The 15521-nt window shown below is 57.6% G+C and carries 14 protein-coding genes; 3 read left to right on the top strand and 11 right to left on the bottom strand.

Translation table 11 applies throughout. From position 1 onward, the window contains the following. The first annotated feature begins 56 nt into the window (after positions 1–56). On the top strand, positions 57–2096 hold the full coding sequence (locus tag AC2TDA_RS12145) for a ComEC/Rec2 family competence protein (RefSeq protein ID WP_480879413.1): 2040 nt from the start codon (positions 57–59) through the stop codon (positions 2094–2096). Here AC2TDA_RS12145 and lexA read toward each other — a convergent pair. The 6 genes from lexA to AC2TDA_RS12115 form a co-directional block, all read right to left on the bottom strand. After that, positions 2090–2788 carry a transcriptional repressor LexA gene (lexA, locus tag AC2TDA_RS12140; protein WP_480848057.1) on the bottom strand — a complete coding sequence of 233 codons (699 nt, stop codon included), beginning with the start codon at positions 2786–2788 and terminating at the stop codon, positions 2090–2092. The two genes, AC2TDA_RS12145 and lexA, sit on opposite strands and share 7 nt — an antisense overlap. 78 nt (positions 2789–2866) lie before the next feature. Beyond that, positions 2867–4039, bottom strand: coding sequence for a molybdopterin molybdotransferase MoeA (locus AC2TDA_RS12135; RefSeq protein WP_480879412.1), 1173 nt, complete (start codon positions 4037–4039; stop codon positions 2867–2869). Continuing rightward, complete coding sequence (moaC, locus tag AC2TDA_RS12130; RefSeq protein WP_480879411.1) at positions 4036–4509, bottom strand: cyclic pyranopterin monophosphate synthase MoaC; 474 nt, start codon at positions 4507–4509, stop codon at positions 4036–4038. The genes AC2TDA_RS12135 and moaC overlap by 4 nt, the downstream gene beginning before the upstream one ends. After that, positions 4509–5321, bottom strand: a complete 813-nt coding sequence (trpC, locus tag AC2TDA_RS12125) for an indole-3-glycerol phosphate synthase TrpC (protein ID WP_480848052.1) — start codon at positions 5319–5321, stop codon at positions 4509–4511. The genes moaC and trpC overlap by 1 nt, the downstream gene beginning before the upstream one ends. After that, positions 5318–6337 (bottom strand): anthranilate phosphoribosyltransferase, encoded by a 1020-nt coding sequence (trpD, locus tag AC2TDA_RS12120; protein ID WP_480879410.1) that lies wholly within the window; start codon positions 6335–6337, stop codon positions 5318–5320. The genes trpC and trpD overlap by 4 nt, the downstream gene beginning before the upstream one ends. Then, positions 6334–6915: an anthranilate synthase component II gene (locus AC2TDA_RS12115; RefSeq protein WP_480848049.1), complete on the bottom strand. Its 582-nt coding sequence runs from the start codon at positions 6913–6915 to the stop codon at positions 6334–6336. Before AC2TDA_RS12115 ends, trpD begins: the two co-directional genes overlap by 4 nt. A gap of 198 nt (positions 6916–7113) precedes the next feature. Between AC2TDA_RS12115 and AC2TDA_RS12110 the strand changes: the two genes are divergently transcribed. After that, positions 7114–8634 (top strand): divergent polysaccharide deacetylase family protein, encoded by a 1521-nt coding sequence (locus tag AC2TDA_RS12110; protein ID WP_480879409.1) that lies wholly within the window; start codon positions 7114–7116, stop codon positions 8632–8634. A 53-nt stretch (positions 8635–8687) separates the two neighbouring features. Here the strand turns inward: AC2TDA_RS12110 and trpE are convergent, their stop codons facing one another. From trpE to fabI, 5 genes are all read right to left on the bottom strand, one after another. Next, positions 8688–10199 (bottom strand): anthranilate synthase component I, encoded by a 1512-nt coding sequence (gene trpE, locus AC2TDA_RS12105; RefSeq protein WP_480879408.1) that lies wholly within the window; start codon positions 10197–10199, stop codon positions 8688–8690. A gap of 12 nt (positions 10200–10211) precedes the next feature. Further along, positions 10212–12053 carry a SurA N-terminal domain-containing protein gene (locus AC2TDA_RS12100; RefSeq protein ID WP_480879407.1) on the bottom strand — a complete coding sequence of 614 codons (1842 nt, stop codon included), beginning with the start codon at positions 12051–12053 and terminating at the stop codon, positions 10212–10214. Between the two features lie 82 nt (positions 12054–12135). After that, positions 12136–13311, bottom strand: a complete 1176-nt coding sequence (locus AC2TDA_RS12095) for an aminotransferase (protein ID WP_480879406.1) — start codon at positions 13309–13311, stop codon at positions 12136–12138. 71 nt (positions 13312–13382) lie between these two features. Continuing rightward, positions 13383–13892 carry a xanthine phosphoribosyltransferase gene (gene gpt / locus AC2TDA_RS12090; RefSeq protein ID WP_480848040.1) on the bottom strand — a complete coding sequence of 170 codons (510 nt, stop codon included), beginning with the start codon at positions 13890–13892 and terminating at the stop codon, positions 13383–13385. A gap of 4 nt (positions 13893–13896) precedes the next feature. Next, a complete protein-coding gene (fabI, locus tag AC2TDA_RS12085) occupies positions 13897–14703 on the bottom strand; it encodes an enoyl-ACP reductase FabI (protein ID WP_480848038.1) in 807 nt (268 codons plus the stop codon). Between the two features lie 135 nt (positions 14704–14838). On the opposite strand from fabI, the gene pdxH reads away from it, so the two are divergent. Further along, positions 14839–15444, top strand: coding sequence for a pyridoxamine 5'-phosphate oxidase (pdxH, locus tag AC2TDA_RS12080; protein WP_480879405.1), 606 nt, complete (start codon positions 14839–14841; stop codon positions 15442–15444). Positions 15445–15521: the final 77 nt, after the last annotated feature.

Genomic DNA, 15521 nt, shown 5'->3' with positions numbered 1-15521 from the left:
ACCTTAGCGGGCTTAAGTTGACGCCTGTCTAACGAGCCCGGGAGACGGGGGCAACCATGCGTGTTCTGGCTGGGATCGAGACCGCGTTACTGAAGCAGCGAGGGTACCTGTTTCCGTGGTCTCCGATCTGTTTGGCGATAGGAATTGGATTCTATTTCACCCTGCGGTTCGAGCCCGGCTTGCAACTTTATGGCTGGGTTCTGGTCTTGTCGCTTGTCGCATTGGTTGCCAGTCGCAGCCTGCCTGCTGCCTGGGCTCCACTGGCCGTCGGTTTAGCGCTGATTGCCGCCGGTTTTCTACTGGCGGGCGCGCGTGCTCACAGGGTTGCAGAGCCGGTACTGCAATGGCGCTACTATGGCCCGATCGAGGGGCGGGTCGTGGCGCTGGACCGCTCTGCGTCGGATGCGCTGCGGGTGACGCTGGATCAGGTGCGGATCGGGGATGTGCCTGAAAAACAGCAACCGCAGCGCATTCGGCTGTCTATGCATGGCGACACTGTTCCCCTGATGCCGGGACAACGGATCATGACGACCGCGCATATGTCTCCTCCGCAGGGGCCGGTCGAGCCGGGCGGTTTCGATTTTCGCCGTCACGCATGGTTTCAGCGTTTGGGTGCCGTCGGCTACACCCGAGTTCCCGTGATGCCTGTGTCTCCGGTTGAGGACGGGCTCGGTGGTGTGCGAATAACATTCTGGCGCATGGCTGTATCCGAGCACGTGCGTGGGGTTTTGCCTGGCGAAGTTGGTGGATTTGCTGCTGCCGTGACAACCGGGGATCGCAGCGGCATGGGGCAAACCACGCTTGATGCGCTTAGGGCGTCGAACTTGGCTCATTTGCTGGCAATTTCAGGTCTGCACATGGGATTGTTGACCGGTTTTGTTTTTGTGACTTGCAGGATCATATTGGCAACGATTCCGGCGTTGGCATTGCGTTTGCCGGTGCGAAAGCTGGCCGCGATCTGTGCGTTAAGTGCCGCAATGATCTATCTGTTATTGTCAGGCGGGAATGTCGCGACCGAGCGCGCCTTTGTCATGGTCAGCGTCATGTTGGGCGCGGTTCTGATTGATCGCAGGGCCATTTCACTACGCGCTGTTGCACTTGCGGCGCTGATTGTCCTGATCCTGCGCCCCGAATCTCTGCTTAGCCCTGGGTTTCAGATGTCATTTGCCGCAACCACCGCTTTGGTCTCTGTATTCGGAGGAATGCGCAACCTGGGGCCGATCCCGGGTCCCAAATGGATAAAGCCTGCTTTGGGTTTGTTGATGTCCTCTGCCATTGCGGGTCTTGCCACTGCACCGGTCGGGGCTGCGCATTTCAACACAATGTCTCACTATGGCTTGCTGGCGAACCTCTTATCGGTGCCCGTCATGGGTACGGTCGTGGTGCCGACCGCTGTCGTAGCGGCACTATTAGCGCCATTTGGATTGGAATGGCTCGCGCTGGCACTGATGGGTTTGGGACTACGCTGGATTTTAGGGGTTGCAGAGTGGGTCTCGGCGTTGGACGGGGCCAGGGGCTATGTGGTCAGCCCCCCGGAATTCGTGTTGCCTATGCTGGCTCTTGGCGCATTGTGGGCCATTCTTTGGCAAACCCGTGCCAGATGGGCAGGCGTGGCCCCAATGGCTGCGGCATTGATGCTATGGGGACAGGGGCACCGGCCAGAAGTTCTGGTGGCCGATACAGGCAGTCTGATTGGTGTAATGACCGCAAGCGGGCGGGCGCTGAGCAAAGAAAAAGGCAGCGGTTTTGTGGCTTCGGTTTGGCTTGAGAATGATGGTGACGGCGTAGATCAAACCCGCGCGGCGGCCCGCTGGCCGCATGCCCCGGACCGGGTGCAGCGGTTTTTGCTGGGCGATAAGGAACTGGTACACGTCACCGGAAAGCGGGCAGCCAGCAGCTTTGACGAATGCAATCAAAACCAGATAGTCGTATCGCCGGTTGCGTTGGAGCTCAGCGGCAACTGTACGATCTTTGGCCCGAAAATATTGCGGGAAACCGGCAGCTTGGCGTTTGACGACGGACATCTTATGACCAGTGCAGATGTCACCGGGCGCAGGCTCTGGTCTCCTGGCGCCCGTAATATCAAGGATCAGTAGCTGCGGATCAAGCCAACCAGACGACCTTGAACTTTGACCTTTTCTTCCGGCAACACACGGGTTTCATAAACCGGATTGGCAGCCTCGAGTGCAATTGCGTGGCCACGGCGGAAGAAACGTTTCAGCGTGGCTTCCTGATCTTCCACCAGTGCGACAACGATATCGCCGTTATCTGCGACCGAAGTTTCCCTAATCACAACAACATCACCGTCATTGATGCCTGCGTCGATCATCGAGTCACCGCGTACTTCAAGCGCGTAGTGGTCTCCTTTGCCGGAAACCATAGTGCCCGGCACTGCTACACGGTGAGAAACATGGCTGATTGCTTCAATTGGAACACCCGCTGCGATACGGCCCATCACGGGCAGTTCCATCGCATCTACTGTGACCGGTTCGAAATTGGCGGGGCGCGGGCCTGTTGGCCGGTCGCCCTCGATCACGCGTGGGGTAAAGCCTGCGGTCGGCTCGCCACCGAGGCTTTCCGGTAATTTCACAATTTCGATGGCGCGGGCGCGATGCGCAAGACGGCGGATAAAGCCACGCTCCTCCAGCGCGGTGATCAACCGATGGATCCCGGATTTCGAACGCAGATCCAGCGCAATCTTCATTTCGTCGAAGCTGGGCGGAACACCGTCCGCCTGAACGCGTTTATGGATGAATTCCAGCAAATCCAGCTGTTTTTTGGTCAGCATTGCTCACACCTCGTCGCTCATGCGTTTTCTTTTGTTCTACGCATGTTCACGTTTTGTGTCAACGGATTTACAGGTCTTCTAGATCGGGAGGTACAGAACTTCGTCCCCGACAACCCGTTCAGGATCATGCGGTTCACGCACCAACAGTGCATTTGCTTGGGCCAGAACACTGAGCAGCGAGCTATCCTGATTGTCACAGGCCCGGATGCCGGTTTCGTCCAGTACAGCGCGCATATAGTGTTCGCGCGGTCCGTTCTTGCCGATTGGCGCCGCCAGTTTTGCTCGTCGAAATGGTGATAAAGCCTCTTCGCGTCCAAGCATGCGGCGCACCATTGGGGCCAGAAACAGATAGCCGCAGACCATTGCACTCACCGGATTGCCGGGCAGGCCGACCATAGCCGCGTCACCCAATCGTCCGGCCATTAGCGGTTTTCCGGGTCGCATTCGGATCTTGTAGAACGACCGGTCCATGCCCAACGCCTGCGAGACATCGGCGACAAGGTCATATTCGCCCACCGAGGCGCCACCGATGGTTACGACCATGTCCGCGCCATCCGCCAGATTGAATGCTGTTTCCAGCGAAGAGACGGTGTCCTGAGCAATCGGCAGAACCCGGACACGCGCACCAACTTCCTCGAGTAACGCTTTGAGGCCAAAGGTGTTTGACGCGATGATCTGATCGGGGCCGGGGGTTTCTCCGGGCATGACCAGTTCGTTTCCGGTCGAAATGAGCGCGATCTCTGGTTTGCGTGTTACCGGCACCGTTGTGATATTCATTGCGGCCATCAGTGCAACGTCTTCTGCTCGAAGGCGTCGAGGTGCTGAAATCCGTGTGCCGACCGCAAAATCAATGCCTGCCGGGCGGATATTGGGTTTGGGGCCGGGGTCATTGCTGATTGTGATCAGATCGCCGCGTCGGTCGACATCTTCCTGAATGACGACAAAATCAGCACCTTCGGGAACTGGCGCGCCCGTAAAGATTCGAACTGCCTGTCCGGGGCCCAAGGGGGCGCTGAAACGCTGCCCTGCCGTGGCTTCGCCAACGACTTTGAACATCGCGTGCCGTTCGACTTCGGCGGACATAACCGCGTAGCCATCCATCGAGGATGCGGCAAAAGGCGGTTGATCCCGGGTTGCTATCACATCTTCCGCCAGAACACGACCTGCGGAATTTGCAAGCGGAACTGTCTCGGCAGGAAGCGGGTCAACCAGCTCGAACAGCAGAGCACGTGCCTCTTCTACGCTAATCATTCCGCTTCGTAACGTCCTGATTTTCCGCCATCTTTCAGAAGAACCCTGATACCGCCAATCTCCATCGCTTTGTCCACGGCTTTGGTCATGTCATAAACGGTCAAAGCTGCGGTCGTGACGGCGGTTAGGGCCTCCATTTCGACGCCGGTCTGTCCAGACGTTTTTACGGTCGCTTCGATCTGTACACCTGGCAGGTCCGGGTCCAGTGTCAGCTCGACGGCAGCACGCGTAATCGGGAGGGGGTGGCACAATGGGATCAGGTCGGGTGTTTTCTTAGCGCCCATGATACCGGCCAATCGTGCCACACCGAGAACGTCGCCCTTTTTTGCGCGACCTTCTGAAATAATATCAAAGGTTTCCCGAGCCATCTTAACGTGACCTGCGGCAACAGCGACGCGATCTGTCACCGCCTTGTCCGAGACATCGACCATGTGTGCTTGGCCCTGAGAGTCGAAATGAGTCAGTGGCATTACATCACTCCGGGTACCAATGGGTTGGCGAGCAACGCATGGGTCGCAGCCGCCACATCGTCCTGACGCATCAAGCTTTCACCGATCAGAAAACAACGGGCGCCGTAACGTGCAATGTCAGCCAGATCTTCGGGCGTGCTCAAACCGCTTTCGCAAACGATCCGACGCCCAGCAGGAACCAATTTCGATAGGCGTCTAGTCGTATCAAGAGTGGTTTCGAACGTTTTCAGATTACGATTGTTTATCCCGATCAATGAGCTTTTTAGAAGCGTCGCGCGTTCCAGCTCCGCTTCGTCATGCACCTCGATCAGAACATCCATTCCCCATTCAAATGCGGTCTGTTCCAGTTCAGCGGCCTGTGCGTCACTCACCGAGGCCATGATTATCAGGATACAGTCGGCACCAAGAGCGCGCGCCTCGATGACCTGATAGGGATCATACATGAAATCCTTGCGCAGCGCCGGCAGTGTGGTGGCCTCGCGCGCAGCAGTCAGGTACTCTTTAGCGCCCTGGAAACTAGGTGTATCCGTCAGAACCGAGAGGCACGCCGCTCCGCCGTCTTCGTAAGCTTTGGCCAAAGTAGGCGGATCAAAATCTGCGCGGATCAACCCTTTGGACGGGCTTGCCTTTTTAACCTCAGCGATCAGGCCATATCCCTTACGCGTTGCACGCTGCAGCGCGTCGGCAAAACCGCGAGTTTCTGAGGCGGCGTTAGCCTCGGATTCCAGCGTTTCCAGTGGCTTATTCGCTTTGTCCGCAGCAACTTCTTCCAGTTTGTAGGCTTTGATCCTGTCCAGAACGGTCTCGGTCATGCGGCTTCCTGTGTAATTCGGGCCAGGGCGGCGATTTTTTCTTTGGCTTTCCCGCTGTCGATGCTTTCGGCAGCCATGGCAACACCCTCTCGTAGGTCGCTCGCGGCATCGGCTACTACCAGTGCGGCCGCGGAATTGAGTAATACCGCGTCACGATAGGCCGATGGCGCGCCATTCAACAGGGCACGGAACGCAGAGGCATTCTCTTCGGGGGTTCCGCCGATGATATCCTCGAACGGATGGACCGGCAGTCCTGCGTCTTCGGGGTGAATCTCAGCTTCCTTAACGGTACCGTCTTCAACGGACGCGACCCAGCTGATGCCGGTGATGGTCAGTTCATCGGTGCCATCTGATCCATGGACCAACCAGGCGTGTTCCGAGCCCAGCAGGCCCAGAGTTTTGGCCATTGGACGGATAAGATCGCGACTAAACGCGCCGGTCAACTGACGCTTGACCCCGGCCGGGTTTGTCAGAGGCCCCAGAATGTTGAATATCGTGCGCGTGCCCAGCTCTTGTCGGGACGGCATGACATGGGCGATTGCCGGGTGGTGCATCGGCGCCATCATAAAGCCGATGCCGACGTCTTTTAAAGCTGTTTCAACGACTTCCGGGCCGACCATAACGTTGATTCCAAGCTGTCCCAGAGCATCCGCAGCGCCAGATTTCGAACTCAGATTCCGGTTACCATGTTTCGCGACAGTCACGCCAGCGCCAGCCACGACGAACGCGGTGGCAGTCGAGATATTCAGCGTTCCCTTGCCGTCGCCGCCAGTGCCCACGATGTCCATCGCACCAGCAGGAGCATTCACCGCATGACACTTGGCCCGCATGACTGCGGCTGCGGCGGCATATTCATCAACGGTTTCACCGCGGGTTCGCATGGCCATCAGCAAACCACCGATCTGGCTGGGCGTTGCTTCGCCGTCGAATAGAATTTCAAAGGCTTTTTCAGCTTCGGCGCGGGTCAGAGACCGATCGGCCGCAGCACCGATCAGCGGTTTCAGTGCGTCGCTCATGCGGGGACTTTCATTTCATTCAGGAAGTTCTTGAGCAGGGCATGCCCGTGCTCAGAAGCGATGGATTCCGGGTGGAACTGTACGCCGTGTATTGGCAGTTCCTTATGCTGCAGGCCCATGATCGTGCCGTCTTCTAGTTCAGCCGTGACTTCAAGGCAGTCGGGCAGGGTATCGCGGTTTACAATCAACGAGTGATAACGGGTTGCTTCGAACGGCGACGGCAGGCCAGCAAAAACACCCTTTCCGGTGTGGTGCATCTGACCCATTTTTCCATGCACAATCTCATGACAGCGAACCACTTCGCCGCCAAAAGCCTGCCCGATGGTCTGGTGCCCCAGACATACACCCAGCAAAGGCGTTTGGGTTTCGGCGGCAGCTTGGGTGAGAGCCAGGCAAATACCCGCTTGATCAGGGTCACAAGGGCCCGGGCTCAGCAGAATACCGGCCGGGTTCATGGCCATCGCTTCCTGCACGTCCAGCGCATCGTTGCGGCGCACGACCATTTCGGCGCCCAACTCGCCCAAATAGTGAACGAGGTTGTAAGTAAACGAGTCATAGTTGTCGATCAGCAGCAGCATTCAGCACAAGTCTTATGTTTGAGCAATTCGGGCTGGCGATGCAGCCTCGAGGCGCGGTATAATGTCGGGACATACATGCTCAGGCTTGCGCGGCAGCGTCAAGGGGACATACGCCCCTGTCGCGTGCGCAAGGGAGTGCCGCATCAGACGGCGCCCGGGGCAGGTGAGGCAGACAACAACGCGAGAGGCGAAACATCAATGGGCGGATTTTTCGGTGGGCTGATCGCCGGGGCGGTCGTTGTTTTGTTCCTTGGTGTGGCTTTGTCCATGACCACGCCGCTGACCCGTAAACCCGACGTTACAACTGTGGCACCTCAGGTTGCAGCAGTGCCGGTGCTTGAAGGCACGGCAAACGTGGACGGAACCGGGAATGATGCGGATCTGGTTGAATTGCCGCCCCGCGCGCCCGAAAGCCCTACAGGCCAGTCTGATACGGTTGTCGGTTTGGTTGGCAGTGAACCGCGGGTCGATTCTCTGCCTCAGACGGGCTCCGCCCCTTCGGAATTGGAAGCACCGGACGACTCCACCGCGCCTTCAGTGGCCGTTGCTGGCGATTCACCGTCGCAAGTGGCGCAAGTGGCGCCCGTTCCAGCATCACCTCTTCCGGATGTAGAGCCGGATACAGTCGCAGAATTACCACCCGCGCCACAACCGGCGCCAGAGGAAGAGGCAACACCGGAAACAGAAATTCAGTTGGCTGAACCTGTTTCTCCGCAGCCGGAAACTGAGGTCGCGATACAGCCTGGTGAAACGTCTCAAACAGAAGACGACCAGGAGGTTGCTGCTCTGCAACCGGAGCCACTGCCGGAACCTCAGATTGAATTGCCCGAAGCCCGTCCAGAACCCGAGGATGGTGGCAGTCCCATTGCCGTTGAGGGGGAAGAGGACACACGGCCGCGCAAACTGCCGCGGATTGCGTCATTGCCGCAGATTGGTGGCGAACAGCCATCGACCTCGGCTCAGGCAGTTGGAACGCGCATAGTTCCGCTGACCGAACGAGATGAGCCAACGGTCGAGGACGTTGTAGAAGCTGCGGTCGGGACGGGAAATCCGATCGAAGATTATGCAGCCAGTTTTGAGAATCCAGAAGCCAAGCCGCTAATGTCGATCATTCTGATAGACGATGAAGGCGCTTATGGTGCGGAGGCGTTGAAAGACTTTCCGTATCCGCTGAGCTTCGCTGTGAAACCGTCAGATCCCGACGCCGCGGAAAAGATGGCCCGACACCGTCAGGCCGGGTTCGAAGTTCTGGCCGTTGCTGATCTGCCCACGGCAGCCAGTGCGCAGGATGCCGAGGTATCTTTATCGGTATGGCTGGACGCTTTGCCCGAGACTGTAGGGATTCTCGAAGGCGTTGGTACCGGAATTCAGGGAAACCGCAAACTTGCCGATCAGGTGGCCGCGATTGCCGGCGGTACTGGTCGTGGTCTGGTCACGCAAGGCAAGGGGCTGAACACCGTGCAGAAGCTGGCTGCGCGCAACGGAATCCCGTCGAGTGTTGTGTTTCGGGATTTCGACGGCGCGCGACAAGACCCCCAAGTAATGCGCCGCTTTCTGGATCAGGCTGCATTTCGCGCTGGTCAGGAGGGCGCGGTTGTCATGCTGGGGCGTTTGCGTCCCGAGACGATCTCGGCCTTGTTGCTTTGGGGGCTTGAGGATCGTGGAAGCCGGGTGGCCATGGCACCCATCTCGGCCGTAATGATGAACGAGATCCGGTAAGTCTCTTTAAAACCTGATTAATAAGGATGGTAGCCAAGCTGCCATCCTTTTCTTTAACTGTTGCCGTTGCCGGTAAATCGAGCAGCATCCGCAGCCGCGCGTCGGATTGCGTTCGATTTGTGAACGGTCTCCATAAATTCGGCTTCGGGATCGCTGTCATATACAACGCCACCCCCGGCCTGAATATAAAGCTTGTGGTCTTTGACGATGGCGGTGCGCAGAGCGATGCACATATCCATGTCGCCGCCCGCGCTGAAATAACCAACACCGCCGCCATAGACGCCGCGTTTTTCAGGTTCCAACTCGTCGATGATTTCCATCGCTCGCACTTTGGGCGCGCCAGAGACCGTCCCGGCGGGCATCCCCGCAAAGAAGGCGTCCAAAGCGTCTTTATCTTCAGCCAGCTCACCAACGACGTTCGAAACGATGTGCATCACGTGGCTGTAGCGTTCGATTATGAATTCTTCGGTCGGACGTACCGTGCCGATCTTCGAGACCCGACCCGTATCATTGCGACCCAGATCCAGCAGCATCAGGTGCTCGGCCAGTTCTTTTTTATCGGCCAGCAGATCGATTTCGTTGGCCTTGTCCTCTTCGGGTGTGGCGCCGCGTGGGCGGGTTCCGGCAATGGGCCGGATGGTCACTTCACTGCCGAAAACACGCACCAGAATTTCCGGGCTGGCGCCTACAACCTGAAAACCGCCGAAATTGAAGTAGAACATGAATGGCGAAGGGTTCGTACGGCGCAAGGAACGGTACAGCGCAAAGGGAGGAAGCGGGAAATCTTGCGTCCAGCGCTGCGCGGGAACGACCTGAAAGATGTCACCTGCGCGGATGTATTCCTTGGCCTTCTCTACCGCCTCCATATAGCCGGATTTGGTAAAGTTCGACACAGGTGGTGCGACCTCTCCAGCCTCTCCCAGATCACGGGTCTCGGCGGGCATGGCCCGTTCCAGATCTCGGACGGCGTCCATCACACGTTCGGCAGCCTGCGCATAGGCAGCCTTGGCCGACTGACCGTCGCTGACCCATGCCGGAGACACCACGGTGACCTCGCCCTTTACCCCATCCAAAACAGCAATGACCGAGGGGCGCAGCATGATGGCGTCCGGCAGGCCCAGAGGATCAGGGTTCACGTCCGGCAGGTGTTCCACCAGTCGGACCATGTCATAACCCAGATAGCCAAACAGGCCAGCCGCTGCCTGGGGCAGGTCATCAGGAAGTGCGATCCGGCTTTCGGCCAGCAGCGCACGAAGGTTATCCATTGGATTGCCGTCCTGCGGAGTGAACGCATCCGCATCGAACCGTGCCGAACGGTTCAACGATGAGGTTTCACCATGACACCGCCAGACCAAATCCGGTTTCATGCCGATGATCGAATAGCGCCCGCGAACCTCGCCACCGGTCACGGACTCGAGCATGAATGCGTCTTTCTGCGTACCAGTCAGCTTGAGCATCAGGGACACCGGCGTATCCAGATCAGCAGCCAATCGGGTATAAACGACCTGATTTTCACCGGCTTCATAAGCGCGTGCGAATGCGTCGTACTCGGGTGTCAGCGCCATGTTCGGTCTCGTTTAGTAGCTGGCCTGTACGGCGTTCAGTGCCTGCTGATCCAGCACAGGGCGGGCACGGGTCTGAGCGTCGCGCACGTAGATGTCGAAGATGTTTTGAGCCAGCGCCTGATTCAACTGAGCAGCCAATGCGTCCTGCATGCGACGTTGTTCATCTGTTTCGGCTGGCGGCAGTTCTTCATCCAGACGCACGATCATTGCAGTGCCCATGCCGGGAATGACGCGCAGTTCTCCCGGTTCCATTTCGAAAACCTGACTCATGAAATTGGCGGGAACATCGTTCAGAAACGCAGTCCGGGTCAGCGCATTTTCCACTCGGAACGGCAGGCCCGTTGCAGTGAAATCACCGTCGGTTGCCAACTGTGTCAAAACGCTATTGGCCTGATCCTGCAACGCTTTTGCAGTTTCGGCCTGCACCCAGGCTTCTGCAACGCGCGGGCGCGCCGATTCCAGCGGTTCAGGACGGGGCGGGAGTGTATCATTCAAACGCAGCGCAAAGATCGAGCCATCTTCGAGGAACGCGACTTCGGGAAAATCACCGTCTCGGACGTCCTGAGCCGCAGAGCGGAATCCTTCATAAGCAGCAATTCCGTCTTCGCTCTGCCGGGTCCAGTCGATCGTACCCAACTCCATCTCGGTCTCGGTCGCAAGCTCCTCCAGCGTGGCGCCACCTGCCAACATGTCGTTGATGTCTTCTGCCTGCGCCTCGATCAGGCGCCGCGCACGTTCGGCGGACAGTTCTTCACGCAGCTCGGCTTCGGCGTCTTCGAAGCTCACGTTATTTGCGGCCAGTGAACCGTTGATGCGGAACAAGGCGGGACCAAAAACAGAGGGTAACGGCCCAACCACGTCGTCGATTTCCGCTGCAAAAACATCGTCTGCAGCATCACCCAGATCGTCACGAGTGACGTCGCCGAGATCCACATCGCTCAACTCGAGCTCGCGATCGCGGACCAGCTGTTCGAAGTCGGCACCTCCGACTTCCAGTTGAGCCAGCGCTTCGGTCGCCGAAGCTTCGTCGGAGAATACCAGCCGTTCGACTAAACGGCGCTCGGGCTGTTGGTACTGTCCTGCGCGTTGATCATAAAGACGGCGCAGAGCGTCCTCTTCGATCTCGACCGTGTCCAGCAGCATTTCGGGCGACAGGACCGTATATGTCAGCTGCTTTGTGCGGGGCAGGGTGAACTGGTCAGTGTTTTCGTCATAATAGGACTGCACCTGCGCATCCGTGGGTTCAGAAATCGGTGTCTCCAGAGCATCCGAGGATAAGGTGGCGACTGTAAAGCTGCGCCTTGCCAAAACGTAATTTGACAGGGCGTCGGTCAATGTACGGGGCATTTCAACGCCGCTCATCACAGCGCCTTGCACGATTGTGCGGGCGGATTCCTTACGCAGGTCTGACTCGAACTGCGCATCTGTCATACCGACCTGTTCAAGCTGGAAGCGATAAGCTTCACGATCAAACTCACCATTTACACCCTGAAAGGCGGGAATCTGGACGATCTCCTGTTGAAGGTTTTCGTCACCGATGGACACCCCCAACTGACCGACCTCATTGTCCAGCGCAGCAAGCGCAATCAGGCGCGACAGGGCCAGTTGGTCCAGCCCAAGCTCTTGAGCCTGAGACATCTGCATCGGCTGTCCGGTTTGCGCTTCTACCGCGCGGATTTCGCGCTGCAGCTCACGAACATAGGCATCGACCGAAACGTTCTCATCCCCGACTTGTGCTACCGTGCGTACTGTGCCGGTCAGACTGGTCGCGCCGAACCCGGCCAGGCCCAGCATCAAAAGGCCCATGAGTATCCAGACAAAGGTCTTTGATAGGTTTTTCACGCCTGTGGCCATAGTGCCCTCTTGGTTTTGTTGTGGCAGGAACTGCCCCGTCGGTTGCGGCCCTGAATACGACGCGCACCGCCGAGGGGCAAGCTCAGAAGGTTACAGCCTGCAAACGGTCGAACAACTGTTCGATTCCAGCCCGGTCGAGATTGGCGAATGCCACACGCACCTGTCGTTTTCCCGCCGGGTCGTGATCGGGCATGAACATTGTTCCCGGCAGAAGAAGAATCCCTGCTTTGGATACTAACCGATGAGCCAATTCGTCCGAGGCCATGTCGAATGGGTGTTCGAGGTAGGCGAAATACGCACCCAATCCAAGCAATCGCCAACCCTTGGCCGTCAGGCGCGGCATCCCTTCGGTTATTGCGTCACGGCGGTCGAGGATTTCGTCACGCTCTCCCGCCACCCATTGAGACAGGTTCTGCATTCCCCAAAGGGCGGCGAACTGACCGATCTGACCAGGGCAGATCGCAACCGTATCCAGAAATTTCTCCATTTCCGCCAGCAAGGCGGTGCTGCTGGCGACCGCACCAACCCGGTGACCGGTTAGCCGGTACGCTTTCGAGAACGAGTACAAGTGAACAAGTGTGTCCTGCCATCCCGGTTGCTGAAACAGGTCGTGCGGTGGGCCGCTTCGGCTGTCAAAATCGCGATAGGTTTCATCGACCAAAAGGCGAATCCCAGCCTCCTGCGCCAGATCGTAGAAGGCGCGCACAATTTCGGAGGGGTATTCGACACCACCGGGATTGTTGGGCGTCACCAGTGCTATTGCGCGGGTTTTGTCCGTGATCAGGGCACGGGCCTTGGCCGGATTAGGTAGTAGATCATCACCGGTTGGCAAATCAACGGCAGTGACACCAGCCATATCCAGCCACATTTTATGGTTGAAATACCAAGGTGTTGGAAGGATGACCTCATCCCCCTGATCGGTGATTGCCGAAATCACTGCCGAGAATGCCTGATTGCAACCGGACGTTATTGCCACCTGATCTTCTGCAATCCTGGTTGCATAATGATCGCCAATTTGCGCAGCAAGCTCCGCGCGCAAATCATCATTTCCCAAAACCGGACCATAGAGGTGTGCGCTGTCCTCAGAGACTGCGAATTCGGCCATCGCCTGCCGAAGTGCCAGTGGCGGAGGATCGACCGGGGCCGCCTGACTGACGTTAATCAGAGGGCGTTCGGCGGGGAATGTGACCCCTTCAAGCCATCGACGCGCCTCCATTACAGGAGGAGGGAAGGTGGCTTTGGTACGAGTCTGGGTCATGGCGTGCCGATTCCTTGGCGAGGCTCGGCCTCGCGCATCCGAGGGTTATTGAACGGAAGAAACCGGGGAACTTAGTCGGTGCCCCGGTAAGGTTGGACATATTGCAGGGCCATGTCCCACGGGAAGAAGATCCACGTGTCCTGGCTGACCTCGGTAATAAAGGTGTCAACCATCGGCCGACCTTTTGGCTTGGCATAGACCGTCGCAAAATGGGCTTTGGGATACATTTCGCGCACCAGTTCAAGGGTTTTGCCGCTATCCACCAGGTCGTCGATGATCAGGATGCCCTCGCCATTTCCCATCAGGTCGGGGTTCGGCGCCTTCAGCACCTGAGCTTCGCCCTGTTCCTGATGGTGGTAGGACCTTACGCTAACCGTGTCGACAGTGCGGATATCCAGCTCGCGGCTGACGATCATCGCCGGGGCCATGCCACCGCGAGTGATTGCGACGACGGCGCGCCAAGCGCCATCATCGGGACCTTGCCCATCCAGTCGCCAAGCCAGCGCGCGCGAGTCGCGATGAATCTGATCCCAGCTGATGTGGAAGCCCTTTTCGTGCGGCAGTTGGTCCTTGGCGCTCATGGTCTTAACCCTTTTCAACGTCTGGCGCGTCGACGGCTTTCATGCCGACGATATGATAACCGGAATCCACATGCAGGTTTTCCCCGGTTACGCCGCTGGACAAGTCAGATAACAGATAAAGGGCTGAATTGCCGACATCGTCGATCGTCACATTGCGGCGCAAGGGCGAGTTATACTCGTTCCACTTCATGATATAACGGAAATCGCCAATGCCGCTGGCCGCCAGTGTCTTGATCGGACCGGCTGAGATCGCATTGACGCGAATCCCATCCTTGCCAAGATCTTCGGCCAGATACTTAACAGAAGCTTCCAGCGCAGCTTTGGCAACGCCCATCACATTATAGTGTGGCATCACCTGTTCGGCGCCGTAGTAGGTTAGCGTAATTGCGCTTCCACCTTCGGTCATCATCTTTTCGGCGCGCTGCATTACAGCCGTGAAGGAATAGACCGAGACATCCATTGTCAGATTGAAATTGGCGCGGCTGGTGTCAACGTAGCGACCGCGCAGCTCGTTCTTGTCGGAAAAGCCGATGGCGTGGACGACAAAATCCAGTTTGCCCCATTGCTTTTCGAGCGAAGCAAACAGACCGTCAATCGAGTCCTCGTCGCTGACGTCACAAGGCAAGACGATCTCACTGCCCAGCTGAGCCGCCAGAGGGTCGACGCGTTTCTTCAGAGCATCACCCTGATAGGAAAATGCAAGCTCGGCCCCGGCGTCGGACAAGGCGCGGGCGATTCCCCATGCGATGGATTTGTCATTGGCCAGTCCCATGATGAGGCCGCGTTTGCCGGCCATCAACTGATTTGACATGTTTGGTTCTCCGCCTGTCGTCGCGTTGTGTTTGGTTGGTTTATGCCATTGATTGCCATGCATCAAGGCCATGTGCTCTTGCTCGCAGCGGGTTCTCGCCTTAGGGTCGGGATCAACTGTTTCCAGGGGATGGAAATGAACGAGCGCAGTGGCATCTTTGCCGGCACCGATCCGTTGGAAATAGCGCGGCGGTGGTTGAGTGAAGCTGAAAAAACGGAACCCAACGACCCGAACGCGATTGCGCTGGCAACCGTGGACGAGGGTGGTTTACCTAACGTACGCATGGTTTTGTTGAAAGACATCGAGCCTGACGCTTTTGTCTTTTACACGAACTATCACAGCGCCAAGGCTGTGGAACTGGACGGTGCTGGCAAAGCGGCTTTTGTAATGCACTGGAAATCATTGCGGCGCCAAATCCGGGTTCGTGGTACAATCAGCAGAGAAGAAGGCCCGCAGGCGGATGAGTATTACGCCTCCCGCTCGCTCAAAAGTCGGTTAGGGGCTTGGGCATCGCGTCAGTCTCAACCGCTGGACAGTCGCACCGCGCTGATGGCCGAAGTGGCCAAGTTGACGGCAAAGCTGGGTCCCAACCCTCCGCGCCCTAAGTTTTGGGGTGGGTACCGGTTAATTCCGACTGAGATCGAATTCTGGGCAGACGGGGCTTTTCGGTTACATGACAGGTTCCAGTGGCGTTGGAATCCTGAGAGCTCTGAATGGCATATACAAAGGCTGAATCCATGACTCTCGCGTATCGTGAAATGCAACGGCCCATAAATGAAGGACTTTTTCGGCTTGAATTTGTGTGGCAATCTCATAGA

This window comes from Ruegeria sp. HKCCD6426, assembly GCF_057221115.1.
This window is presented reverse-complemented; position numbering and strand designations above follow the sequence as displayed.

Bases quoted from the DNA above. Each gene is read 5' to 3' on its own strand.
- trpE (WP_480879408.1), bottom strand. From the start codon at position 10,199: ATGGCGCTGACACCCGAGTACGACGCATTCGCACGCGCTTATGAAGCC.
- AC2TDA_RS12135 (WP_480879412.1), bottom strand. From the start codon at position 4,039: ATGATTAGCGTAGAAGAGGCACGTGCTCTGCTGTTCGAGCTGGTTGAC.
- AC2TDA_RS12095 (WP_480879406.1), bottom strand. From the start codon at position 13,311: ATGACCCAGACTCGTACCAAAGCCACCTTCCCTCCTCCTGTAATGGAG.
- AC2TDA_RS12115 (WP_480848049.1), bottom strand. From the start codon at position 6,915: ATGCTGCTGCTGATCGACAACTATGACTCGTTTACTTACAACCTCGTT.
- AC2TDA_RS12110 (WP_480879409.1), top strand. From the start codon at position 7,114: ATGGGCGGATTTTTCGGTGGGCTGATCGCCGGGGCGGTCGTTGTTTTG.
- trpD (WP_480879410.1), bottom strand. From the start codon at position 6,337: ATGAGCGACGCACTGAAACCGCTGATCGGTGCTGCGGCCGATCGGTCT.
- fabI (WP_480848038.1), bottom strand. From the start codon at position 14,703: ATGTCAAATCAGTTGATGGCCGGCAAACGCGGCCTCATCATGGGACTG.
- pdxH (WP_480879405.1), top strand. From the start codon at position 14,839: ATGAACGAGCGCAGTGGCATCTTTGCCGGCACCGATCCGTTGGAAATA.
- AC2TDA_RS12100 (WP_480879407.1), bottom strand. From the start codon at position 12,053: ATGGCCACAGGCGTGAAAAACCTATCAAAGACCTTTGTCTGGATACTC.
- moaC (WP_480879411.1), bottom strand. From the start codon at position 4,509: ATGCCACTGACTCATTTCGACTCTCAGGGCCAAGCACACATGGTCGAT.
- AC2TDA_RS12145 (WP_480879413.1), top strand. From the start codon at position 57: ATGCGTGTTCTGGCTGGGATCGAGACCGCGTTACTGAAGCAGCGAGGG.
- gpt (WP_480848040.1), bottom strand. From the start codon at position 13,892: ATGAGCGCCAAGGACCAACTGCCGCACGAAAAGGGCTTCCACATCAGC.
- trpC (WP_480848052.1), bottom strand. From the start codon at position 5,321: ATGACCGAGACCGTTCTGGACAGGATCAAAGCCTACAAACTGGAAGAA.
- lexA (WP_480848057.1), bottom strand. From the start codon at position 2,788: ATGCTGACCAAAAAACAGCTGGATTTGCTGGAATTCATCCATAAACGC.